The organism is Streptomyces sp. JW3 (genome assembly GCF_052216785.1).
Classification (GTDB): Bacteria; Actinomycetota; Actinomycetes; order Streptomycetales; family Streptomycetaceae; genus Streptomyces.
Genome location: NZ_JBQOUX010000104.1, coordinates 1 through 20,678, shown reverse-complemented (window position 1 = coordinate 20,678; position 20,678 = coordinate 1). Strand labels below are relative to the sequence as shown.

Below are 20,678 nucleotides of genomic sequence, written 5' to 3'. Positions count from 1 at the left end.
GCATCCCCACCCTTTCGGCGCCGCCCCCCCCACACGCAAGAACCTTCTCTTCGACGATGCAGGAAAGGCTCGACCCACCATGAAGCCCACCCACCGCTCACGCCGCACCGCCCTGGCCTCGCTCGTCGGCGCCGCCGCCCTGGTGCTCTCCGGATGCGGTTCCGGCGACGACAGCGGGGGCGCCGCCGAAGGCTCCGTCGCCCTCGGGTTCGTCAACGGCTCCAACACGCACTTCCACTCCTGTCTGCTCAAGGCGGTCGAGCAGGAGGCCAAGGCGCAGGACGCCAAGGTCTACTCGGCCAACTCCAAGCAGGACGCCGGGACCGAACTGTCCAACATCGAGGACATGATCTCCCGCAACGTGGACGCCCTGATCGTGCAGACGGTCAACGTGGACGCCCTGGAGGGCGACATCGCCAAGGCCAAGAGCGCGGGCATCCCGATCTACCTGACCTCGGTGGCCACCTCCGACATGAACGACGTACTCGGTGCCGCCGTGGTCGACCTGAAGAAGGTCGGCGCGCTGGACGCCCAGTGGATCGAGAAGGACGCGGCCGGGAAGGCCGCCACCGTCGGCATCGTGGCCGGCGCCCCGGGCGCCGCCTCCGACCTGCTGGTGGGCGGGTTCGAGGACGCGCTGCCGAAGACCGCGAAGGTGGTCGCCAACCAGCCCGGCATGTTCAACCCGGCCAAGGCGCAGGACGTCGCCGAGAACATGATCCAGGCCCACCCCGACCTGGACTACGCCTTCGTCGCCAACGAGGAGATGGCCTTCGCCGTGCGCAAGGCGTTCGACGCGGCCGGCGCCAAGGACGTCAAGATCGTCTCGGTGAACGGCACCGAGGAGGGCATCGCGGCGGTCGAGGACGGCCGGCTCGCCGCCACCGTCGCCAACTCGGCGCTGACCATCGGCCAGACCGCTGTGCAGAGCACGGTCGGACTGCTCGACAAGAAAGAGGGTGTTGACAAGATCTCCGACATTCCTCTTGTCTTGGTCACCAAGGACAACCTGAGCGAGGCTCCGCAGTACTGCCCGAAGTAGTTTCCGGGCCCCACCGGTCACCGGCGCCCCGCTCCTGTCCCGAGCCGCACATCCCGCCCGCCGCACGTCCGGCCTGCCCCGTGGACCCACCACCGGGGCGGGCCGACCGCGCTACGGGCCTTCGCTCCCCGTACCGCGGACGCCGGTCGGCCGGGGAGCGGCCTCCGGAGGAAAACATGGACCGCTTGCTCCTCATGCACAGCTTCGTCACCGTCGCCCAGGTCGGCAGTTTCAGCGGAGCCGCCAAGAAGCTCGGATCGTCGGGCTCCCTGGTCTCCCGCCATGTGGCGGAGCTGGAGCGCCAGGTGGGGGTCCGCCTGGTCAACCGCACCGCCCGCTCGGTCAGCCTCACCGAGCCGGGCCAGCGCTACGCGGAGTTCGCCGCCCGCATCCTGGACGAGATCGAGGCCGAGGACGCCGGCATCGCCCAGCTGCACGACCGCGCCGAAGGCACCCTCAGCGTCATCTGCCCCAAATGGATCGGCAGCCTCGACCTCGGCGACGCCATCGCCGCGTTCTCCGCCGCCCATCCCAAGATCCACATCCGCTTCGAACTGGGCGGCATGTCGGACCGTACCTACGATTTCCTGGACAGCGGCTTCGACGTCGCCTTCCACACCCGGGACCTGCGGGATTCCAGCGTCCGGCTGAAGAAGATCTCCTCGCTGCCGTTCGTGCTGTGCGCGTCGCAGGAGTACATCGAGCGGCACGGCCCGCTGACCCACCCCAACGACCTCGCCCACCACGACTGCCTGGTGCACGTCAACGACCCGGTCTGGCGGATCGGCCACGGCCACGCCAGCACCCTGCACAAGATCCGCAACATCGCCTTCTCGTCGAACTCCTACATCGCCCTCCAGAAGGCCGCCGTGCACGGCCGCGGCATCGCCCTGCTGCCCCAGCGCCCGGTCCACGACGACATCGCGGCCGGCGCCCTGAAGGTGCTGCTGCCGGAACTGGCCGTCCCCGACCGCCCGCTCTACGCGATCTACGGCCCCGGCCAGGACACCCCGCGCAAGGTGAGCGTGTTCCTGGACTTCCTCGCCGACTGGTTCTCCCAGAACCCCATTCCGGCCATCCGCCCCTGAGCCCCGGGCGCGCAAGAAAGGGTTGCGCACTCGACGGCCCTCGGACCATTGAGGCCCCGCGCCCGCAAACCTACGCTCACCAGGCGAGACGGAAACGAGGAAGCCATGGGAATCCAGCGAATTGAGTCGGTCACCTACAGCATCGACGACCTCGGCGAGTGTGTCCGCTTCTTCGAGGACTTCGGTCTCTTCCTGGTGGAGCGCACCGACGAACACGCCGTGTTCGAGACGCGCACCGGACAGACCCTGCACCTGGACACCGACCCGAACCCCCTGCTGCCGCCCCCGGTGGAGGACGGCCCCACCCTGCGCGAGGTCGTCTGGGGCGTCGACACCCAGCAGGAACTGGACCGCCTGGTGGCCGCCGTCGCCCGCGACCGCCAGGTCCGCGCGAGCGCCGACGGCGTCCACCACACCGTCGACCACTCCGGCTTCGGCGTCGGCCTCACCCTCGCCCGGCCCAGGAAGACCACCGTCGACCCGCGCCGCGCCAACACCCTCGGCGGCGTCAACCGCTGGAACGAGCCGCTGGAGCCGCTCACCCGCGCCTTCCCGCTGCGCATGTGCCACGTCGCCCTGAACATCGCCAAGGAGGGCAAGGACGAGGCCGTCGCCTTCTACACCGCCCTCCTCGGCTTCCGCCCCACCGACGTGGTCGAACCGATGGGCGTCTTCATGCAGGCCCCCGGCGACGACGACCAGCACACCATGCTGCTGTGCCACCGCCCCGACCGCGTCTCCATGAACCACATCGCCTACGAGGTGCCCGGCTTCGACGATGTCATCGAGGGCGGCAACTACATGATCGAGAAAGGCTGGCGGGAGGCCCGCAAGCTGGGCCGGCACACCGTCGGCTCCAACGTCTTCCGCTTCCTGCACGCCCCGTGCGGCGGACGCGTCGAGTACGCCGCCGACATGGACCGGGTCGACGACACCTACGAGACCCGCGTGCACCAGGAGACCCCGCCGCACCACATCTGGGCCCTGCGCACCAACCGCGACCAGGACGCCCCCGCCTCCTGAACCCCCTTGAGCCTGAACCCTTTGAGAGGGCACCCACCCATGACCACCGACCACGGCTACCCCGCCGTCCGCATGTACATCGCGGGCGAGTGGTGCCAGGGCGCGACCGGACGGACCGCCCCGATCGTCGACCCCGCCACCGAAGAGGTGATCGGGGACGTACCGCTGGCCACCACCGCCGACCTGGACCGCGCGCTCGACGCCGCCGCCCAGGGCTTCCAGGTGTGGCGCGCCACCCCCGTCACCGAGCGCACCCGCATCCTGCACGCCGCCGCCGACCTGATCGCCGAGCGCGCCGCCGGGATCGGCCGGATCTCCACCCAGGAGCAGGGCAAGCCGCTGCGCGAGTCCACCGGCGAGGCCCGCCGCACCGCCGGCACCCTGCGCTGGCACGCCGACGACGCCCGCCGCGCCTACGGCCGCATCATCCCCACCGACCCCGGCACGGTCCTGACCGTGCGCCGCGAGCCGATCGGCCCGGTGGCCGCGTTCGTGCCGTGGAACTTCCCGGTCGGCGGCCCCAACCGCAAGATCTCCTCCGCCCTCGCGGCCGGCTGCTCGCTGGTCATCAAGGCGTCCGAGGAGACCCCGGCCACCGCGATGGAACTGGTCCGCTGCTACGCCGACGCCGGCCTGCCACCCGGTGTCCTCAACCTCGTCTTCGGCGAGCCCGCCGAGGTCTCCGCGCACCTGATCTCCTCGCCGGTGACCCGGCTGGTCGCCTTCACCGGCTCGGTACCGGTCGGCAAGCTGCTGGCCGCCCAGTCCGGCCAGGTCATGAAGCCGTCCCTGATGGAGCTGGGCGGCCACGCCCCGGTGATCGTCTGCGCCGACGCCGACCCGGTGACGGCCGCCCGCAAGGCCGCCCAGGCCAAGTGGGCCAACGCCGGCCAGGTCTGCACCTCGCCCAGCCGCTTCCTGGTCCACGAGTCGATCGTCGAGGAGTTCACCGCCGAGTTCGTCAAGGCCGCCGAGGCGGTCGTCGTCGGCGACGGCCTGGACGCGGCCACCGGCATGGGCCCGCTCGCCAACGAACGCCGCCTGAAGGCCATGGAGCGCCTCACCGCCGACGCCGTCGCCCGCGGCGCCAAGCTCCTGACCGGCGGCGAGCGCCTGGACCGCCCCGGCTACTTCTTCGCGCCGACCGTCCTGACCGACGTACCCGAGGAGGCGGAGCTGCTGAGCGAGGAGCCGTTCGGGCCGCTCGCGCCGATCGTCGCCTTCCGCGACCTGGACGAGGCGCTCGCGCTCGCCAACAGCCTCCCCTACGGACTGGCCGCCTACGGCTTCACCGACTCCGCCGCCACCGCCGAGAAGCTGTCGGCCGAGCTGGAGGCGGGCATCCTGTCCCTCAACCACTGCGGCGGCTCCGTGCACGAGGCCCCCTCCGGCGGCGTCAAGGACAGCGGCTACGGCCGTGAGGGCGGCCCCGAGGCGCTGGACGCCTACCTGGTCACCAAGCGCGTCTCCCACCTGCTGGTGCCATGAGGTACGCGCGCGTCTCGGCCGGCGGCCGGGCCCTGTGGGGCCGGGTGGGGGAGCGGGACATCGAGCTGCTGTCCGGCTCCCCGCTGGAGGAGACGGACACCGACGTCATCGGCACAGTGCCGCGCGAGGGCGCGCACTGGCTGCCGCCGGTGATCCCGCCCGTCTTCTACGCCGTCGGCATGAACTACCCCCGGCACATCGCCCACGCCGGCGCCGCCACCCCCGTACGCCCCGAGGCCGGCTACCGCGCCAACAACGCGCTCACCGGCCACCGCTCGCCGATCGTCAAACCGGCCGAGGTGACCGGGCGGTTCGAGGCCGAGCCGGAACTCGTCGCCGTCATCGGCCGCACCCTGCGCCGCGCCACCCACGACGAGGCCCGCGAGGCGGTCTTCGGCTGGACCGTCGGCAACGACATCAGCGCCCGCACCTGGCAGCACCAGGACCGCTCGTTCTGGCGCAGCAAGAACAGCGACACCTTCAAACCCATGGGCCCCTGGATCGAGACCGACGTCGACGCCCTCGCCCAGACCACCACGCTCCGCGTCAACGGCGTCACCCGCGCCGAGTTCGCCACCGGCGACATGGTCTTCGACCCCTTCGACCACATCGTCGAGATCACCAAGCACATCACCATGCACCCCGGTGACGTGCTCTGGATGGGCGCCGAGTCCGTCTGCCAGCTCGAACCCGGCGACACCGTCGACGTCGAGATCAGCGGCATCGGCACCCTCTCCAACCCCGTACACCTCGAAGGGAACGCGTCATGACCGCAGCACCCCGCTACATCCACCACGTCAACTTCCCCACCACCGACCCCGACCGCACCGCCGAGTGGTACACCAAGGTCTTCGGCATGAAGCGGATCATGCCCAAGTCCAACACCCGTGTGGTGCTGATGACCCGCGGCAACTTCGACCTGCACTTCACCCCGGTCGAGGAGATGGAGCGCATGGCGCCCTACCACTTCGCCGTCGAGGTCGAGGACTGGGACGAGTTCCTCGCCCACCTCAAGGAACTGGGCATCCGGCACACCCGGCCCATCCAGCGCCCCGAGAACCAGTCCAAGTTCTGCTACATCCACGACCCCGACCACACCATGATCGAGCTGGTCTACCACGCCAAGCGCCCCAACTGAGCCCGCGCACCCAGGAGTTCATCCCATGCCCTACGCCGACTCCGACGGCACCTCCCTCTACTACGAGCGCCACGGCAGCGGCCCGGCGATCCTGTTCGTGCACGGCAGCGGCGGCCACCACGCCGCCTGGTGGCAGCAGGTCGCCGCGCTGCGCGACGAGTTCACCGTCGTCACGCTCGACCTGCGCGGCTTCGGCAAGTCCGACAGCTCCATGCCCGAGTTCGACGGCCAGGACTTCCCCGGTGACGTCGTCGCGGTCCTGGAGGCCGAGGACCTCACCGACGTCATGCTGGTCGGCCAGTCCATCGGCTCGGTCGCCGCGCTGCGGGCCGGCCTGCTCCGCCCCGACCGGGTCTCCTCCGTCGTCCTCGGCCACTCGCTGGGCGGCATCAGCCACCCCGAGCTGACGGAACTGGCCGCCGCCGACCGCGCCGAGGCCGTCAAGCTGCCGGTCGTCGACCGGTTGCTGACCAAGCCGTTCCAGACCGAACGCGCCGATCTCACCTTCCTGTTCCAGCAGATGGGCACCTTCAACGTGGCCAGGATGCAGGACCTGCGCAACCTCGACACCAACGGCCCGACCCTGGATGAGATCCAGTCCTGTGGCGTCAAGGTCGCCTTCCTGGCCGGCGAGAAGGACGCGGTGCTCGGCGTCAAGACCGTCACCCGCGCCCACGAACTGCTGCCCGGCTCGCACCTGGAGATCGTCCCCGGCGCCCCGCACTCCATGTACTGGGAGACGCCCGAGCCGTACAACGCGGCCGTCGCCCGGCTGCGCCGCACCCTCACCGCCCCGAAGGAAGCCGCCGTATGAGCAACATCAGCCTCGACGCCGCCGAGGAGATCATCGAGGCCGCGCAGCAGCGCGCCCAGGCCATCGGCAAGGCGGTGAGCGTCGCCGTGGTCGACGCCGGCGGCTTCGTCGTCGCGATCCGCCGCCCCGACGGCGCCCGCCCGCTCACCCCCGACATCGCCCGCGCCAAGGCGTACACCGCCGCCGTGATGCAGCGCCCGGGGAAGATGCTGAAGAAGTGGCAGGAGAGCCAGCCGGTGTTCTTCTCCCAGCTCTCCCAGCTGCCCGGCGCGGCGATGCCGATCATGGCCACCGACGGCAGCGTCACCATCCAGAAGGACGGCGAGATCATCGGCGGCCTCGGCATCGCCGGCGGCACCGCCGACGAGGACCAGGTCATCGCCGACGAGGTGCTCGCCTCCCTCGGCTACGAGCTGGAGTTCGCCGCCTGGGGCGTCGCCGGCAAGCCGGCCGGTTCCGGTTCCGGTTCCGGTTCCGGTAAGGAGAGCTGACCATGGCGGACACGTTCAACTACCGCATCGACCACCACGGCAGCCTGGTCCGCCCGGCCGGCCTGGTGCCCGGTGACCCGGAGTCGGTGGCGGCCGCGGTCCGCGAGGCCGTCGGCTACCAGCGCGCCCTGCGCTCCACCGTGGTCACCGACGGCGACTTCCCCCGCGAGGACTTCCGCGGCGCCGTCCTCGACGGTGTCACCGGCTTCCGCCGCACCGACGAGGCGGACCCGGACGGCCTGGTCCGCTGGGTCGCCGAGGCGCTGCCGAAGGCCGGTGGCCCGCTGCTCGCCGACCGGGTCGCCCAGCTCGCCGAGCAGACGGTGATCGCCCCCAAGGTGTCGCTGCCCTCCCCGGCCTACCTCGCCGCCACCACGTACCAGCCGGGTCTCGGTGTCTCCTCCGCCCGGGAACTGGGCGAGGCCCTCGCGGAGATCGTCCAGGCGGAGATCGCCCTGCTGGTCACCAAGGGCGTCCGCCTGATCCAGCTGAACAACCCGCTGCTGCTCGCCCAGACCGGCACCGAACCGGCCCCCGGCGGCGCGCTGTCCTTCGCGGACGCCCTTGCCGTGGACGCCCTCGCGGTACGCCTGGACGAGCGCCCCGAGGGGGTACGCATCGGCGTGGCCCCCGGCTGGGCCGCCCCGGCCGCGGTGGACCGGGCCCGCGCCGAGCGGATGTACGCCGCGATCCCGGCCGACCGCTGGGTGCTCCCCTTCGACCGGGGCACCGCCGCCGAGACCGACCTGGTGCGGGCGCTGCCCGAGGAGCGGGACTTCTGCCTGGGCGTGGTCGACGCGACCCGGCCGGAGCTGGAGGACATCGACACGGTGATGTCCCGCATCGACCCGCTGGAGGAGTTCGTCGACCTGGAGGACGCGGCCGTCGCCCCGTCCCGGGGCTTCGCGGACGTGGCCACGCGGCCGCTGCTCACCGCCGAGGACCAGCGCCGCAAGCTGGTGCTGGTCGAGACGATCGCCCGTTACTGCTGGGGCAACGAGTTCTGATCCCGGGAAGGGGCACCGGTCCGTCCCTCGGTGCCCGCCCGGCGGCCGGGGGAGGCGTCACCCCCCCCGGCGCCTGTCACAGCACCTCGGCGAAGGTCACCGACCGGTCGGTCAGCAGCGGCCACACGGTCTCGACGATCTGCTCCTTGAAGTGCGGGGCCGCCTTGTGCGCCGCGAACCCGGCGGCGTCCTGGTAGCGCTCGTACAGCAGGAAGCCGCCGGGCTGGTCCGCGACCGCGTGCACGTCGTAGGCGAGGTTCGCCGGTTCCGCGCGGGTCGCCTCCCGCGCCGTCAGCAGGGCGGCTCGCACCGCGTCCGCGTCGGCGGGCGCACAGCGGTAGTGGGCGACGACTGCGTAAGCCATGATCTGTCTCTCCTCGGGTCTGTCACTGCTGTCGGGCGTACCGTCCGGCCAGCAGATTCCAGCATGGATCAACACCGGGCCGACCTGCGCGCGGTGCAACCAATGCCTGCCGTCGCGGGGCTGGTGGACCGCCCCCGACATGGTGTGTTGTCGCTTCCGGCCCCGCACGGCCGACCCGCTGGGACCACGGCCCCGAGTGCCGTGGTCGATGAAGGAAGTGATCTGATGCGCAACCTGGAAACGCTCCTGGGCGGAGAGTGGGTGACGACCGGTGAGTGGATCGACGTCCACGACCCGGCCGACGTCCGCACCCCGGTGGCCCGCGTCCCGGCCCTGTCCGCCAAGGACGTCACCCGGGCCTACGACCACGCCGAGCGGGGTTTCGCCGGCTGGAAGCGCACCAGCCCCTTCGAGCGGGCCCGGGTCCTCACCGACGCCGCCCGGCTGATCCGCGAGCGGCTCGACGCGATCGCCGCCGACGTCACCGCCGAGAACGGCAAGACCCGCGCCGAGGCCCGCGGCGAGGCCGGCAAGGCCGCCGACTTCCTGGACTACTACGCCGGTCTCGCCCGGCAGGGCTACGGCACCCTGCTGCACGACGCCCGCCCTGACACCCGTACGTACACCCAGCGCGAACCCATCGGCGTGATCCTGGTGATCAGCCCCTGGAACGACCCGCTGATCACCCCGGCCCGCAAGCTCGCCCCGCTGCTGGCCACCGGCAACGCGGCCGTCTTCAAGCCGGCCACCGACACCCCGATGTCCGGCCTGCACTTCGCCCGCGCCCTGCACGACGCGGGCCTGCCGGCCGGGGTGCTGAACGTGGTGACCGGCCGCACCCGGGAGATCGAGGAAGCCCTCCTCGACGACCCCCGGATCACCGGCATCACCTTCACCGGCTCCAACGAGGTCGGCAACTCGATCCGCCGCCGCCTCGGTGACCGGGGCGTCCGCTTCCAGGGCGAACTGGGCGGCAAGAACGCCTCCGTGGTCCTGGCGGACGCCGACCTGCCGGCCGCCGCGAAGGCCGTCGTCGCGGGCTCCTTCGGCCAGGCCGGGCAGCGCTGCACCGCGACCAGCCGGGTCGTCGTCGAGCGGCCGGTGTACGAGGAGTTCACCCGGCTGCTGGTCGCCGAGGTCGAGCAGCTCACCGTGGGACCGGGCAGCGACCCGGCCACCACCCTGTGCCCGCTGTCCAGCCCCAAGCAGCGCGACAGCGTCCTCGCGGATCTGGCGAAGGCGGTCGCGGAAGGCGCCCGGGTCCTCACCGGCGGCGGCGCCGACACCGAGGGCGAGCGCGCGCACGGCTGCTACGTCCGGCCCACCGTGCTCGGTGACGTCACCCCCGAGACGGCCGTCTGGCGGGACGAGGTCTTCGGCCCGGTCCTCGCCGTCCGCGCCGTCGACGACTTCACGCAGGCCGTGGCGGCGGTCAACGACTCCGTGTACGGCCTGGCCGCCGCCGTCTTCACCCGCGACCTCGGCGCCGCCCACCGCTTCGCCGACGAGGCCGAGTGCGGCCAGGTCGCGGTCAACCACCCCACCCCCGGCTGGGACGTGCACCTGCCCTTCGGCGGCTTCCACGACTCCGGTACCGGTTACAAGGAGCAGGGCGACGAGGTGCTGAGCTTCTCCACCCGCGTGAAGACCGTCGCCATCCACTTCGGCGCGTAAGCGCGTGAGTACGCGCGAGCACGTGTGAGTGAGTACGTCTGAGTGAGTACGTGCGAGCACGTTTTTGAGAAAGGAGGATGCCGATGGCTGACGAGACGATCGGCATCGTGGGCGCCGGCATCGTCGGGCTGGCCCTGGGGCGTGAGATCGCTCTCAGGCGGCCCGGCACCCGCGTCCTGGTGTTCGAGAAGGAGCAGCAGGTCGCGCTGCACCAGACCGGCCACAACTCGGGCGTCGTGCACGCCGGCATCTACTACACCCCGGGCAGCCTCAAGGCGAACCTGACCGTCCGCGGGGTGGCCCTGCTGCGCGAGTACTGCCAGGAGCGGGGCCTGCCCTACCGGGAGATCGGCAAACTGGTCATGGCGGTCCGCCAGGACGAGCTGGGCCGGATGGCGGACCTCTACACCCGGGCCAAGAACAACCACGTGCCCGACCTGCGCGAGGTCTCCAAGGACGAGATCAAGGAGCTGGAGCCGAACGCCGGCGGCCTGGCCGCCCTGCACTCGCCGCGCACCGCGATCACCGACTACCCGGCGGTCGCCCGCGAGTTCGCCAAGGACATCGCCGCGTCCGGCGGCGAGGTGACGCTCGGCTTCCCGGTCACCGGTATCACCAACGTGCCCGGCGGCATCGAGGTCGCCTCCGGCCAGCGGCGCGTGAAGGTGAACCGGCTGATCCTGTGCGCCGGCCTCCAGTCGGACACCGTGGCCAGGCTGGCCCAGGACAAGCGGGAACCGAGGATCGTCCCGTTCCGCGGCGAGTACATGCTGCTCAAGCCGGACCGCACGCACCTGGTGCGCGGCCTGATCTACCCGGTGCCCGACCCGCGCTACCCCTTCCTCGGCGTGCACTTCACCCCGCGCGTCGACGGCACCGTCGAGGTCGGCCCGAACGCCGTCCTCGCCCTCGCCCGGGAGGGCTACAAGCTGGCCCGGATCTCCCCGCGCGACCTGCTCGGCCTCGCCGCCTACCCCGGCTCCTGGAAGATGGCCGCCCAGCACTGGCGCACCGGCGTCAAGGAGTACCGCGGCTCGCTGTCCACCACCGCCTTCATGCGCGACGCGGGGCGCTACGTTCCCGGGGTCGGCGCCAAGGACGTGGTGCGCGGCGGAGCGGGCGTCCGGGCCCAGGCGCTGGACCGGGACGGCACCCTCGTGGACGACTTCCGCATCCACCAGGCCGGCCGGATCACCGCCGTGCGCAACGCGCCGTCACCGGCCGCCACCGCCTCCATGGCGATCGCCGAGCACATCGTCGGCGCGGTCTTCGGCGACGCCTGACGCAATCTGAGAATGCCCTGCGTACGGCACGTTTTCGCGCAACAACAGCTTGCGTCCCGGGCTCTCGGCAAGACCCCGGCACCCGCCTAGCGTTCCTTACGCACCACCGCACCACGCCCCTACACGGAAGCGAGTTCCCGACATGTTCGTCGTCGACACCCAGATCCACATCTGGAAGGAAGAGACCCCGGACCGCCCCTGGGTCCCCGGCGCCCGCGAGCGCATCCGCCTCAACGGCCACCGCGAGGAGGCCTTCTCCTACGAGGAGGCGCTGGAGCTGATGGACGAGGCCGGCGTCAACCGCGCGCTGATCCTCCCGCCGTCCTGGGAGGGCAACCGCATCGACTACGCCCTGGAGGCGTGCGAGGCGCACCCCGACCGCTTCGGCGTCATGGCCCGCGTCCCCCAGGACAACGAGGCCGAGGGCACCGCGATGCTGAAGGACTTCGCCCAGAACCCGCACATCAAGGGCACCCGGCTCACCTTCCACCGCCCGCAGGACCGCAACTGGATGATCGACGGCACCAACGACTGGTACTGGCCGATCGCCGAGGAACTGCGCATCCCCACGATGGTGCACGCGCCCATCTGGAAGCGCGAGCTGGGCGAGATCGCCGCCAAGCACCCCGAGCTGAAGATCATCATCGACCACATGGGCATCATGGCCCGCTGCGCCGACGACGCCATCGGCTACTGGGTCTCGGAGACCGCCGACCTGGCCGCCCACCCGAACATCTACGTGAAGGTCTCGGCGCTGCCGGGCTACTCCACGCAGCCGTTCCCCAACATGAACATCCAGAAGTACGTGCGCGAGATGGTCGACAAGATGGGGCCGCAGCGCTGCTTCTACGGCACCGACATCACCCGCCTGCTGGGCCACGGCATCACCTACACCGACACCATCGAGCAGTTCACCAAGCACTGGGACTTCACGCCCGAGGAGCTTGAATGGATGATGGGCCGCGGTATCTCCGAGGTCCTGAACTGGCCGTACGAAGGCTGAGGACGACCCGAGATGACGGACACCCCCCAGAACAGGCCGGGCGCCGACGGCGGTGACGCCGTCGTCTCCGCCTTCAACGCCGTCGGCGCCGAGTACCTCTTCTGCTCATCGGGGTCGGAATGGGCCCCGGTGTGGGAGTCACTGGCCCGCCGGCACCGCGACGGCGAGCCGGCCCCGACCTACCTCGACCTCACCCACGAGACGGTGGCGGTCGGCATGGCCACCGGCTACGGGCTTGTCGAGCGCCGCCCGCAGGGCGTGCTGCTGCACGCCGCCCCCGGGCTGCTCCAGGGCTCCATGGCCGTGCACGGCGCGCTGCTGGCCGGCGTCCCGATGGTGGTCACCTCCTCGGAGTCGACCACCTACGGCGACGGCCCCGGCCAGGACCCGGGCGGCCAGTGGTACCGCAACCTGTCCATCGTGGGCGGCCCGCACCACGTGGCCCAGCCGTTCACCAAGTGGGCCAACGAGGCCGCGGACATCTCCACCCTGCCCACCATGATCACCCGGGCCGCGGAGCTGGCCTGGCGGGCCCCGGCCGGCCCCGCCTACCTGAACATCCCGCTGGAGATCCTGCTGGAGGACTGGGACGGCCGCGAGGCCAAGCCCGTCGTCAAGCCGGGCGCCACGCACTCCTCGCCCGAGGAGGTCGACCCGGTCGCGCAACTGATCCGCGAGGCGAAGAACCCGGTCGTCGTCACGGAGACCGCAGGCCGCGAGGCCGGCGGCTTCGCATCCCTCCTCGCCTTCGCCGAGGCGTGGGGCATCCCTGTCGTCGAGCCGGACTCGGCGGTGTGCGCCAACTTCCCGCGCACCCACCCGCTGCACGCCGGCAGCGACATCGGCCCCTGGATGGACGAGGCCGACCTGATCCTCCTGGTCAACTGCCGGGCCCCGTTCTACCCGCCGAGCCGCAAGCCGTCGAAGGCGAAGATCGTCGTCATCGACCAGGTGCCGCAGCGCCCGCACGTCGTCTACCAGGTGCTGTTCGCCGACGTGTACCTGGAGGGCAACGTCGCCAACACCCTGCGCCAGCTCGCCAAGCGGGCCAAGGACCTGGACGGGACGGCGGTGGCCGCGCGCCGCGCCGCCCAGGCGGAGCGGCACGCCGCCGAACAGACGGCGATCACCGCCGCCGAGACGAAGGCCGAACAGTCCGAGGGAGTGGACCCCGTGCTGGTCGCGGCCACCCTCCGCAAGCTGCTGGACGGCCGGGACGGCATCGTCGTCGACGAGACCATCACCCACAGCAAGGCCGTCAAGCGGCACCTGCGGACCGACGCCCCCGACTCGTACTTCTACGTGCAGGGCGGCCTCGGCCAGGGCATCGCGGTCGCGCTCGGCGTCAAACTCGCCGCGAAGGACCGCCCGGTGGTCCTCACCATCGGCGACGGCGCCTTCACCTACAACCCGGTGATCCAGTCCTACGACGCGGCGAACACCTACGATCTGCCGGTGCTGATCGTGGTCTTCAACAACCGTGTCTACAAGTCGATGAACCTCAACCACCGCCGCTTCTACCCCGACGGCGCGGCGGCCGGCACCGGCGAGTGGCTCGGCACCGACCTGCACCGCCTGCCCCGGCTCGCGGCCTTCGCCGAACCCTTCGGTATGCACACCGAGACCGTCGACACCACCGACGCCCTCGCGCCCGCCCTGGAGCGCGCGCTGAAGGCGGTGGCGGAGGGCACCACCGCCGTCGTCGACGTCCTCGTCACCCGCTGACCCAGGAGACCTGAGCACCATGACCGACACCCCGACCCCGGCCCCGAAGCCGGGCAAGGTCCGCGTCCCCGCCGACGCGCTGCGCGCCTTCGCCGCCGCCCTCCTGGAGAAGGGAGGCCTGCGCCCCGAGCACGCCGCCACCACCGCCGACGTGTTCATCTGGGCGGCCCGGCGCGGCGTCGAGTCGCACGGCGTGGCCCGCGTGCCCGCCTACCTCGACCTGCTCGCCAAGGGCGTGGCCAACGCCAAGGCCGACCTCAGGGTCGAGTCGACCACCCCGGCCGCCGCCGTCATCGACGCCGACCGCGCCCCCGGCCCGGTCGCCCTGAGCGCCGCCGCCGACGAGGCGGCCCGGCGGGCCCGCGCCTTCGGCATCGCCTCCGTCGGCGTACGCAACACCGTGCACACCGGCGCCATCGGCTACTACGTCTCGAAGATCGCCGAACAGGGCCTGGTCGGCCTCGGCTTCGTGGCCGGCATGCCCAACATGGGCTACACCGGCGTCAAGGGCGCGGCGGTCGCCACCAGCCCGCTCGCCATCGCCGTGCCGGCCGCCGACCACGCCCCGCTGCTGCTGGACATGGCGACGGCCACCATCGCGCTCGGCAAGATCCGCCAGGCCAAGGCGAACGGCACCCCGCTCCCGGAGAACGCGGCCGCGACGGCGGACGGCACCCCCACCACCGACCCCGAGCAGGCGGTCATGCCGCTGCCGCTGGGCGGCGCCAAGGGCTCCGGCATGTCGCTGGCCTTCGAACTGCTCACCAGCGTCCTGGTCGGCGCGCCGATCTTCGCCGCCTTCCACTCGGACGACCCGGCCGGCCGCAAGCACCGCCAGAACGCCCTGCTGATCGCCGTCGACCCGGCGGCCTTCGGCGGCAGCGCGGCGGACTTCACCGGCAACGTGGACACCACCCTGGCCACCCTCAAGGGCCTGCCGGTCGCCGAGGGCGCGTCCGGCGTCTACTACCCCGGCGAGCGCAGCGCCGCCGTCGCGGCCGAGCGCGGCGCGGACGGCGTGCCGGTGGCACCCAAGGTGTGGCGCGAACTGACGGAGGCCGCCGAGAAGTTCGGCCTCACCCCGCCCGCCACCGTCTGACCCGGGGTCTTGTACGTCGCCGGCCGCACTCAAGGGGGGACGGCCGGCGACTTCCTCCAGCTCGCGCATACGGTAGGCTTGACCAGCGGGTTCACCGGGACGTGGCGCAGCTTGGTAGCGCACTTGACTGGGGGTCAAGGGGTCGCAGGTTCAAATCCTGTCGTCCCGACTGGAGACAGTCGCAGAGCGAGGGCCGGTTTCGGAGAGATCCGAGACCGGCCTTTGATCATTCACGCGGACCGGTTGGGGACCGGTTGGGGACCAGCGGGGGTTCTGGTGTCCTTGCCCGGGTCAGCGGGTCATGACAATCGGGCTGGGGAGCGGGCGTGGGGCGCGGACCGCGGTGAGGTGTGCGGAGAGGGCTGCGCCGGCGGCGGTGATCTTGTGGACGTCGGGGTGGCGGCAGCCCTGGGTGGTGACGAGCGATCCGCGGCCGGCGATGCGTCGCAGGACGTGGACGGAGACGCCTGCGCCGGCGAGCCAGGTCAGTCCGGTGTGCCGCAGGCCGTGGCGGCGCAGGTGTGCGTAGCCGAGTTCGAGGACGACGTCGTCCCAGTGGGCGGCTGGGCAGATGTCGTCCTCTTCGCCGCGTGCACCGCCGCCCGGATCGGCGAGGCCCGCACTTCCCGACTTCCCGACTTCCCGACTTCCCGACGCGCGGCGCACCAGCACACCGTCCGCGTCCCCGCCCTCGCCGCCCGCCACCGGCGTTGAGCAGATGAGATGACCGGTACGCGCCCGGCTCGCGGCTGTACTGGCTGGTGGCTGTGGTGGCGTGCTTCCGCATCAGTTGCGTGTTTGCGCCACGGTGCGCCGCGCTCCGGGACGGCGAAGCCTTGATGTCGCGCAGCAGTCCCGTGAACGCTGGTGTCAGTGCAGTCAGACGACTGTGCGGCCGAACAGACCCGTCACCGCGCATCCGTGCGTGCGAGGTCGTGTTTCTTTGGAGGAACAGATGGCGGACATCACCAAGGTCACCGTGCAGCTGTGGACGGCGAACGACGCGGAGGCCGGCACCAACGGTTTCGTCTACGTCGGACTCGCCGGCCGGGAGTTCCACGTGGATTCCTCCCGCAACGACTTCGAGGCGAACGACAACTACACCTACATCTTCGGCGACGGCGCCAACGTCCTTGACGCGGCGCGCAACGACCCCCGTCTGCCCCGTCTCGACACCGACGACGCCGACCAGTACCCGGTCTACCTTCGTTTCGCCGGCGTCGACAACGACGACAACTGGTGCATGGAAGGTCTGACTGTCATCGTGAACCCCGGCGGCACCGGCACCCGTACCTATGAGAACCCCCGGACTGCCGGGACCGGGGCCGACCGGAAGATCTGGTTCGGCAAGCGCTTCGGCGAACGGCTGTACCTGAAGCGCGTCTGACCGGAGACCGCACAGGGTGCCCTGACACAGGGCGGGCGGTGTGCGCGTCGTGGTGCACGACCGTGTGCCGGACCCCGGAGCGCAGCCGGACGGTGTTGGTCGATCCGAGGGCCTGCCTGCTTCGCCCCACCGATCGTTCGACCGGTGGGGCGAAGTGCCGCGAAGTGGCGGGGCGGTGGCCGGCGGTGCCGCGGATTCGACCACTCCCGGTCCGCCCTGAAGAGTTACAGGAACCTCCGACACGGCAGGCTCAGCCCCGGCCACTTCCCCTACGAGCGTTCGTGCGAGACCTACTACAGTCTGACTCACTCCACCACGAAGGCCGTGGCCGGCAAGAACATCTACTCCGGCTACTGCGCCGGCCACGTCTGGCTTCGCCATGCCGGGGTCAGCACCCGGCCGCTCCTGGAAGGCGTCGCCCCTGACGGCGACGGGGGTCACCCCGGCACCCCGAACGCACCCCCGCATCGCATAGGAGTACCGACAACTGAAATCGGTTCTCCCTCACTCCGCCGGGCGAGGAGCGCCGGCGCGGTGCCGGACGCGCAACCCGTCGACGATGACGGTGAGCATCCGCCGCCGGCGTTCCAGTCCCGCGGGCCCGTCCTCGGCCCGCCAGAGGCAGGAGCCCAGTAGCAGGACCTCCTCCGCCTCGGCGTCCGGCCGTACCTGGCGTGCCTCCTTCCCGGCGCCGAGCAGCAGGTCCAGCGCGGCGACGGCCGGCGGCCGGTCCGGTCCGTGCCCGGTGCCCGCGACGGCCTCGACGGCCAGCGCCGCGCCGGGCCCGCCGCTCCCGCGGGCGGCGAGGTGCTCGAACCACAGGCGCAGCGCCTCCAGCGGCTCGTGCACGGCCAGCAGGGCCGAGGCGGTGTCGGTGAGCGCGTCGACCTCCTCCTGGTGGACGGCGAGCAACAGGGCCTGCCGGCCGGGGAAATGGCGGTACATCGTGCCCTGGCCGACACCGGCCGCCTTCGCGATGGAGTGCAGGGGCGCGGCGGGATTCTCGGCGAAGGCGGCGCGTGCGGCCCGGACGATGCGCGCGCGGTTCTGCCGGGCGTCCGACCGCGGTGCGCGACGGGCGGGATGCGTCATCCGCTGCCTTCCGTTCCGGTCCTGCGGCGTACTCGTCGCGCCCTTCCGGCCGCCATCCTCATGTACTTGCTGGTCGTATGACAAGTTTGTTGTAGGGTCCGGTCCATGACCACCACCCGCCGCACCCAGGCACAGCGCCGCGCGGAGGCCGAGGCCGCGCTGCTCATGGCCGCCGCCGAACTGATCGACGAGCAGGGTGTGCGCTCGCTGACGCTGGCACGCGTGGGCGAACGAGCCGGTTACAGCCGAGGGCTCGTCACCCACCACTTCGGCACCAAGCAGGCCCTCGTCGCCCGCCTGGCCCGCACCGCCCAGGCGGGCTTCGTCCCCGGACTCGACGGCCTGCCGCCCGGACTGGACCGCCTGCTGCGCCTGATCGACGGATACGTCGGACAGCTCGGCCGCATGAGCGTGCTGAACCGCGTCTTCCTGCTGCTGTGGGCCGAAGCCGCCACGGCACCGGACCTGGCCCCCGTCTTCCGCGAGCGGGGCGAGGCGTTCCGCGCGGACCTGCGCGAGGAGCTCACCGCGGGCATCGCCGAGGGGACGGTGCGCCCCGACGTGGCACCCGAGGCGACGGCGACGGCCATCTTCGCCCAGCTGCGCGGACTCGGCATGCACCACCTCGTCGACCCCGGGAACACCGACACCGAGCGGCTGCGCGCCCACGTCACCGAGCACTGGCGCAGGGCGCTGACCCGGACCTGACCGGAACGAAGCCGCGCCGCGAGGATCTCCGGGCGGGCGAACGGCGAGTGCGGCCACCGCCCCGGTCCCAGCCGGCCCGGACGCCCGCGGACACCCTCGCGTCGCGGCGTCGGTACGGCCGCACGCTCCCGACCGTCACGGCGACTCCTCGTCCGACCTGGCCGGCCGCCCGACGGAGACGGTCGTCCCCCTGCCCGGCGCGGCCCCGCCCGTCGCGGCCGGCACGCCACGACCCGGCACGCGGCCGACCGAGGCCCGCCACTCCACGGCCCGGCCCGCCGGTCACACGCCGCAACCCGGCCGCGGCCCCGGCCCCCGCTCCCGAACCCCGCCGTCGTTCACCTTTGGTTGCAGGCCCAACGGCATCTCCCGGCGGGGTCCGGAGGTATACGGTCCGGAACACCCCCCCCAGATCAGAGCCGGCTCACGTCCACGGTGATCCGAGCCGGCGTGCCCGCGCGCGGCGGCGCAAGGCACGCCCCCACGGCCGGTCACCACCCCCGGAAGGTGTCAATGTCGACCACTGCTTCCCCGCTCCCGCCCCGTCCCGCCCCGGCCCCCGTCCCGCCCCGGCCCCCGTCCCGCCCCGGCACGCCACGGCCACCATCGTCCTGGCCTGCCTCGGGGTCTTCGTCTCCTACCTGCCGGTCGTCGGCGTCTCCACCGCCCTGCCGGTGCTGCACGAGGCCCTGGACGCCGACACCGCCGGTCTGCAATGGATCACCGACGCGTTCATCCTGCCGACCGCCGCCCTCCTGCTGACCTGCGGCATGGTCGGCGACCTGTACGGCCGCAAGAAGGTCTACCTGGCCGGCCTGGCGTTCTTCTGCGTCGGCTCCGCCGTCTGCCTCACCGCGAACAGCGTCGTCCAGGTCTGCGTCGGCCAGGCGCTCACCGGCGTCGGCACCGCGTGTCTGCTGCCCGCCACCCTCGCCCTGATCAGCCACGTCTGTCCCGACCCGGGCAAACGCGCCCGCGCCATCGCGGCGTGGACCGCCGCCCTCGGCCTCGGCCTGGCCCTCGGCCCGCTGATCAACGGGGCGATCCTGGCGGAGACCGGCTGGCGCTGGATGTTCCTGCCGGCGCTGGTCGTCGCCGCGGGCACCGCCGCGGCCGGCCTGACCCTGCTCACCGAGTCCCGCGCCCAGCGCGAGCGCCACCTCGACATCCCCGGACAGCTCCTCGCCGTCGTCGCGATCACCGCGCTGGTGTACGCCGTCATCGAGGGCGGCGTCGACGGCTGGGGCGCCCCGCACACCGTGGCCGGCTTCGTGATCGCGGCGCTGGCCCTGCCCGCCTTCGTCCTGGTGGAACTGCGGTCCCCCTGCCCCATGCTGGACATGCGGCTGTTCAAGTCGCCGGCCTTCTCCGGCGCCGCCGTCGTCATGGGCGTCACCCTCTTCGCCCAGGTCGGCCTGGTCTACACGCTGAGCCTGTACTTCGGTCTGGTGCACGGCGCCTCGACCCTGGACATCGGCGTCCGGCTGCTGGCCGTCAACGGCTTCACCGTCCTGCTCGGTCCCGTCGTCGGCCGGCTGATGAACCGGACCGCCCCCGGGCTGCTGCTGGTCACCGGCCTGCTCCTCGGCGGCGTCGGTGCCCTGCTGGTCACCGTCTTCGACGCCACCACCGGGACCGGTACCGCCGCCCTGGTCATCGCCGTGTTCGGCGTCGGCATCGCGCTCGCCATGGCGCCCATCACCACGATCACCATGGACAGCCTGCCCTACCGGCTGGCGGGCACCGCGGGCGCCGCCAACAGCGCCCTGCGCCAGATAGGCAGCGCGCTCGGCCCGGCCGTCTTCGGCGTGGTCCTCGCGAGCCGCACCCTGGACGCGCTGCCCGGCCATCTCGCCGCCACCGACCTCGCACCGGCCGACCAGGGCAAGACGCTGGGCATCGTGCACGACGCCGGCATCGAGGCCGGCGCCCACCTCCAGCTCGGCACCGACGCGGCCACGGCCGCCTACCGGGCGGCGTACGGCGCCAGTTTCACCGACGCGCTCCAGACCTGCGCCCTGGTCGGCGGGGTGGGCATGCTGGTGGCCGCGGTGGTCGCCGTCGCCCTGATCGGCGTACGCAAACGGCCGGCGCACGGTCCGGTGGCCGAGGCCGCCGCGATGACCCGGCCGGCCGCGGGTCCGGCCCCGGCCGACGCGAACTGAACCCCCGTACGGCGTCCACGTGGTGATGGGCGCCGGGTCCGCCGACCCCCGTGCGGCGGACCCGGCGCGGCGGGGGGGGGGGGGGGG

General features: G+C 72.0%; 20 protein-coding genes and 1 tRNA gene. 18 read left to right on the top strand and 3 right to left on the bottom strand.

The features are described 5' to 3' along the window. Positions 1-79: 79 nt before the first annotated feature. From ACTT8P_RS30740 to ACTT8P_RS30700, 9 genes are all read left to right on the top strand, one after another. Positions 80-1,042: a sugar ABC transporter substrate-binding protein gene (locus ACTT8P_RS30740; protein WP_442835051.1), complete on the top strand. Its 963-nt coding sequence runs from the start codon at positions 80-82 to the stop codon at positions 1,040-1,042. A gap of 176 nt (positions 1,043-1,218) precedes the next feature. Continuing rightward, positions 1,219-2,130: a LysR family transcriptional regulator gene (locus tag ACTT8P_RS30735; RefSeq protein ID WP_442835050.1), complete on the top strand. Its 912-nt coding sequence runs from the start codon at positions 1,219-1,221 to the stop codon at positions 2,128-2,130. Between the two features lie 105 nt (positions 2,131-2,235). Continuing rightward, positions 2,236-3,153, top strand: coding sequence for a VOC family protein (locus ACTT8P_RS30730; RefSeq protein WP_442835049.1), 918 nt, complete (start codon positions 2,236-2,238; stop codon positions 3,151-3,153). Positions 3,154-3,192: 39 nt separating this feature from the next. Beyond that, positions 3,193-4,641 carry an NAD-dependent succinate-semialdehyde dehydrogenase gene (locus ACTT8P_RS30725; protein WP_442835048.1) on the top strand — a complete coding sequence of 483 codons (1,449 nt, stop codon included), beginning with the start codon at positions 3,193-3,195 and terminating at the stop codon, positions 4,639-4,641. Further along, the gene (locus ACTT8P_RS30720) at positions 4,638-5,411 is read left to right on the top strand and encodes a fumarylacetoacetate hydrolase family protein (RefSeq protein WP_442835047.1); all 774 of its coding nucleotides are present in this window, start codon (positions 4,638-4,640) and stop codon (positions 5,409-5,411) included. Before ACTT8P_RS30725 ends, ACTT8P_RS30720 begins: the two co-directional genes overlap by 4 nt. Beyond that, entirely contained in the window at positions 5,408-5,779 is a 372-nt protein-coding gene (locus ACTT8P_RS30715; RefSeq protein WP_442835046.1) for a VOC family protein, read from the top strand. Before ACTT8P_RS30720 ends, ACTT8P_RS30715 begins: the two co-directional genes overlap by 4 nt. 25 nt (positions 5,780-5,804) lie before the next feature. Continuing rightward, positions 5,805-6,593, top strand: coding sequence for an alpha/beta fold hydrolase (locus ACTT8P_RS30710; RefSeq protein WP_442835045.1), 789 nt, complete (start codon positions 5,805-5,807; stop codon positions 6,591-6,593). Beyond that, the gene (locus ACTT8P_RS30705; RefSeq protein WP_442835044.1) at positions 6,590-7,084 is read left to right on the top strand and encodes a GlcG/HbpS family heme-binding protein; all 495 of its coding nucleotides are present in this window, start codon (positions 6,590-6,592) and stop codon (positions 7,082-7,084) included. Before ACTT8P_RS30710 ends, ACTT8P_RS30705 begins: the two co-directional genes overlap by 4 nt. Before the next feature lie 2 nt (positions 7,085-7,086). Further along, positions 7,087-8,091, top strand: coding sequence for a methionine synthase II (cobalamin-independent)-like protein (locus tag ACTT8P_RS30700; RefSeq protein WP_442835043.1), 1,005 nt, complete (start codon positions 7,087-7,089; stop codon positions 8,089-8,091). Between the two features lie 76 nt (positions 8,092-8,167). On the opposite strand, the gene ACTT8P_RS30695 is transcribed toward ACTT8P_RS30700, so the two are convergent. Next, positions 8,168-8,455 carry a putative quinol monooxygenase gene (locus tag ACTT8P_RS30695; RefSeq protein ID WP_442835042.1) on the bottom strand — a complete coding sequence of 96 codons (288 nt, stop codon included), beginning with the start codon at positions 8,453-8,455 and terminating at the stop codon, positions 8,168-8,170. 225 nt (positions 8,456-8,680) lie between these two features. On the opposite strand from ACTT8P_RS30695, the gene ACTT8P_RS30690 reads away from it, so the two are divergent. The 6 genes from ACTT8P_RS30690 (at position 8,681) to ACTT8P_RS30665 (ending at position 15,408) form a co-directional block, all read left to right on the top strand. After that, positions 8,681-10,129, top strand: coding sequence for an aldehyde dehydrogenase family protein (locus ACTT8P_RS30690; RefSeq protein ID WP_442835041.1), 1,449 nt, complete (start codon positions 8,681-8,683; stop codon positions 10,127-10,129). An 83-nt stretch (positions 10,130-10,212) separates the two neighbouring features. Continuing rightward, positions 10,213-11,412: an L-2-hydroxyglutarate oxidase gene (lhgO, locus tag ACTT8P_RS30685; protein WP_442835040.1), complete on the top strand. Its 1,200-nt coding sequence runs from the start codon at positions 10,213-10,215 to the stop codon at positions 11,410-11,412. A gap of 142 nt (positions 11,413-11,554) precedes the next feature. Next, positions 11,555-12,415: an amidohydrolase family protein gene (locus ACTT8P_RS30680; RefSeq protein WP_442835039.1), complete on the top strand. Its 861-nt coding sequence runs from the start codon at positions 11,555-11,557 to the stop codon at positions 12,413-12,415. Positions 12,416-12,427: 12 nt separating this feature from the next. Next, on the top strand, positions 12,428-14,140 hold the full coding sequence (locus tag ACTT8P_RS30675) for a thiamine pyrophosphate-dependent enzyme (RefSeq protein WP_442835038.1): 1,713 nt from the start codon (positions 12,428-12,430) through the stop codon (positions 14,138-14,140). Between the two features lie 19 nt (positions 14,141-14,159). Beyond that, a complete protein-coding gene (locus ACTT8P_RS30670) occupies positions 14,160-15,239 on the top strand; it encodes an Ldh family oxidoreductase (protein WP_442835037.1) in 1,080 nt (359 codons plus the stop codon). Positions 15,240-15,334: 95 nt separating this feature from the next. Next, positions 15,335-15,408 (top strand) — tRNA-Pro (locus ACTT8P_RS30665). Positions 15,409-15,530: 122 nt separating this feature from the next. Here the strand turns inward: ACTT8P_RS30665 and ACTT8P_RS30660 are convergent. Then, on the bottom strand, positions 15,531-15,944 hold the full coding sequence (locus ACTT8P_RS30660) for a hypothetical protein (protein ID WP_442835036.1): 414 nt from the start codon (positions 15,942-15,944) through the stop codon (positions 15,531-15,533). Positions 15,945-16,194: 250 nt separating this feature from the next. Between ACTT8P_RS30660 and ACTT8P_RS30655 the strand changes: the two genes are divergently transcribed. Continuing rightward, the gene (locus ACTT8P_RS30655) at positions 16,195-16,626 is read left to right on the top strand and encodes a hypothetical protein (protein ID WP_442835035.1); all 432 of its coding nucleotides are present in this window, start codon (positions 16,195-16,197) and stop codon (positions 16,624-16,626) included. Positions 16,627-17,130: 504 nt separating this feature from the next. Here the strand turns inward: ACTT8P_RS30655 and ACTT8P_RS30650 are convergent. Beyond that, positions 17,131-17,718 (bottom strand): TetR/AcrR family transcriptional regulator, encoded by a 588-nt coding sequence (locus ACTT8P_RS30650; protein WP_442835034.1) that lies wholly within the window; start codon positions 17,716-17,718, stop codon positions 17,131-17,133. Between the two features lie 105 nt (positions 17,719-17,823). Here ACTT8P_RS30650 and ACTT8P_RS30645 point away from each other — a divergent pair, with 105 nt between their 5' ends. Then, a complete protein-coding gene (locus ACTT8P_RS30645) occupies positions 17,824-18,426 on the top strand; it encodes a TetR/AcrR family transcriptional regulator (RefSeq protein ID WP_442835033.1) in 603 nt (200 codons plus the stop codon). A 605-nt stretch (positions 18,427-19,031) separates the two neighbouring features. Further along, a complete protein-coding gene (locus tag ACTT8P_RS30640; RefSeq protein ID WP_442835057.1) occupies positions 19,032-20,591 on the top strand; it encodes an MFS transporter in 1,560 nt (519 codons plus the stop codon). The last annotated feature ends 87 nt before the right edge of the window (positions 20,592-20,678 follow it).

What these genes read in the sequence shown, in the direction of transcription:
- lhgO (WP_442835040.1), top strand. Translation starts at nt 10,213, where the DNA reads ATGGCTGACGAGACGATCGGCATCGTGGGCGCCGGCATCGTCGGGCTG.
- ACTT8P_RS30645 (WP_442835033.1), top strand. Translation starts at nt 17,824, where the DNA reads ATGACCACCACCCGCCGCACCCAGGCACAGCGCCGCGCGGAGGCCGAG.
- ACTT8P_RS30695 (WP_442835042.1), bottom strand. Translation starts at nt 8,455, where the DNA reads ATGGCTTACGCAGTCGTCGCCCACTACCGCTGTGCGCCCGCCGACGCG.
- ACTT8P_RS30680 (WP_442835039.1), top strand. Translation starts at nt 11,555, where the DNA reads ATGTTCGTCGTCGACACCCAGATCCACATCTGGAAGGAAGAGACCCCG.
- ACTT8P_RS30655 (WP_442835035.1), top strand. Translation starts at nt 16,195, where the DNA reads ATGGCGGACATCACCAAGGTCACCGTGCAGCTGTGGACGGCGAACGAC.
- ACTT8P_RS30735 (WP_442835050.1), top strand. Translation starts at nt 1,219, where the DNA reads ATGGACCGCTTGCTCCTCATGCACAGCTTCGTCACCGTCGCCCAGGTC.
- ACTT8P_RS30650 (WP_442835034.1), bottom strand. Translation starts at nt 17,718, where the DNA reads ATGACGCATCCCGCCCGTCGCGCACCGCGGTCGGACGCCCGGCAGAAC.
- ACTT8P_RS30710 (WP_442835045.1), top strand. Translation starts at nt 5,805, where the DNA reads ATGCCCTACGCCGACTCCGACGGCACCTCCCTCTACTACGAGCGCCAC.
- ACTT8P_RS30725 (WP_442835048.1), top strand. Translation starts at nt 3,193, where the DNA reads ATGACCACCGACCACGGCTACCCCGCCGTCCGCATGTACATCGCGGGC.
- ACTT8P_RS30670 (WP_442835037.1), top strand. Translation starts at nt 14,160, where the DNA reads ATGACCGACACCCCGACCCCGGCCCCGAAGCCGGGCAAGGTCCGCGTC.
- ACTT8P_RS30740 (WP_442835051.1), top strand. Translation starts at nt 80, where the DNA reads ATGAAGCCCACCCACCGCTCACGCCGCACCGCCCTGGCCTCGCTCGTC.
- ACTT8P_RS30720 (WP_442835047.1), top strand. Translation starts at nt 4,638, where the DNA reads ATGAGGTACGCGCGCGTCTCGGCCGGCGGCCGGGCCCTGTGGGGCCGG.
- ACTT8P_RS30715 (WP_442835046.1), top strand. Translation starts at nt 5,408, where the DNA reads ATGACCGCAGCACCCCGCTACATCCACCACGTCAACTTCCCCACCACC.
- ACTT8P_RS30700 (WP_442835043.1), top strand. Translation starts at nt 7,087, where the DNA reads ATGGCGGACACGTTCAACTACCGCATCGACCACCACGGCAGCCTGGTC.
- ACTT8P_RS30675 (WP_442835038.1), top strand. Translation starts at nt 12,428, where the DNA reads ATGACGGACACCCCCCAGAACAGGCCGGGCGCCGACGGCGGTGACGCC.
- ACTT8P_RS30730 (WP_442835049.1), top strand. Translation starts at nt 2,236, where the DNA reads ATGGGAATCCAGCGAATTGAGTCGGTCACCTACAGCATCGACGACCTC.
- ACTT8P_RS30690 (WP_442835041.1), top strand. Translation starts at nt 8,681, where the DNA reads ATGCGCAACCTGGAAACGCTCCTGGGCGGAGAGTGGGTGACGACCGGT.
- ACTT8P_RS30705 (WP_442835044.1), top strand. Translation starts at nt 6,590, where the DNA reads ATGAGCAACATCAGCCTCGACGCCGCCGAGGAGATCATCGAGGCCGCG.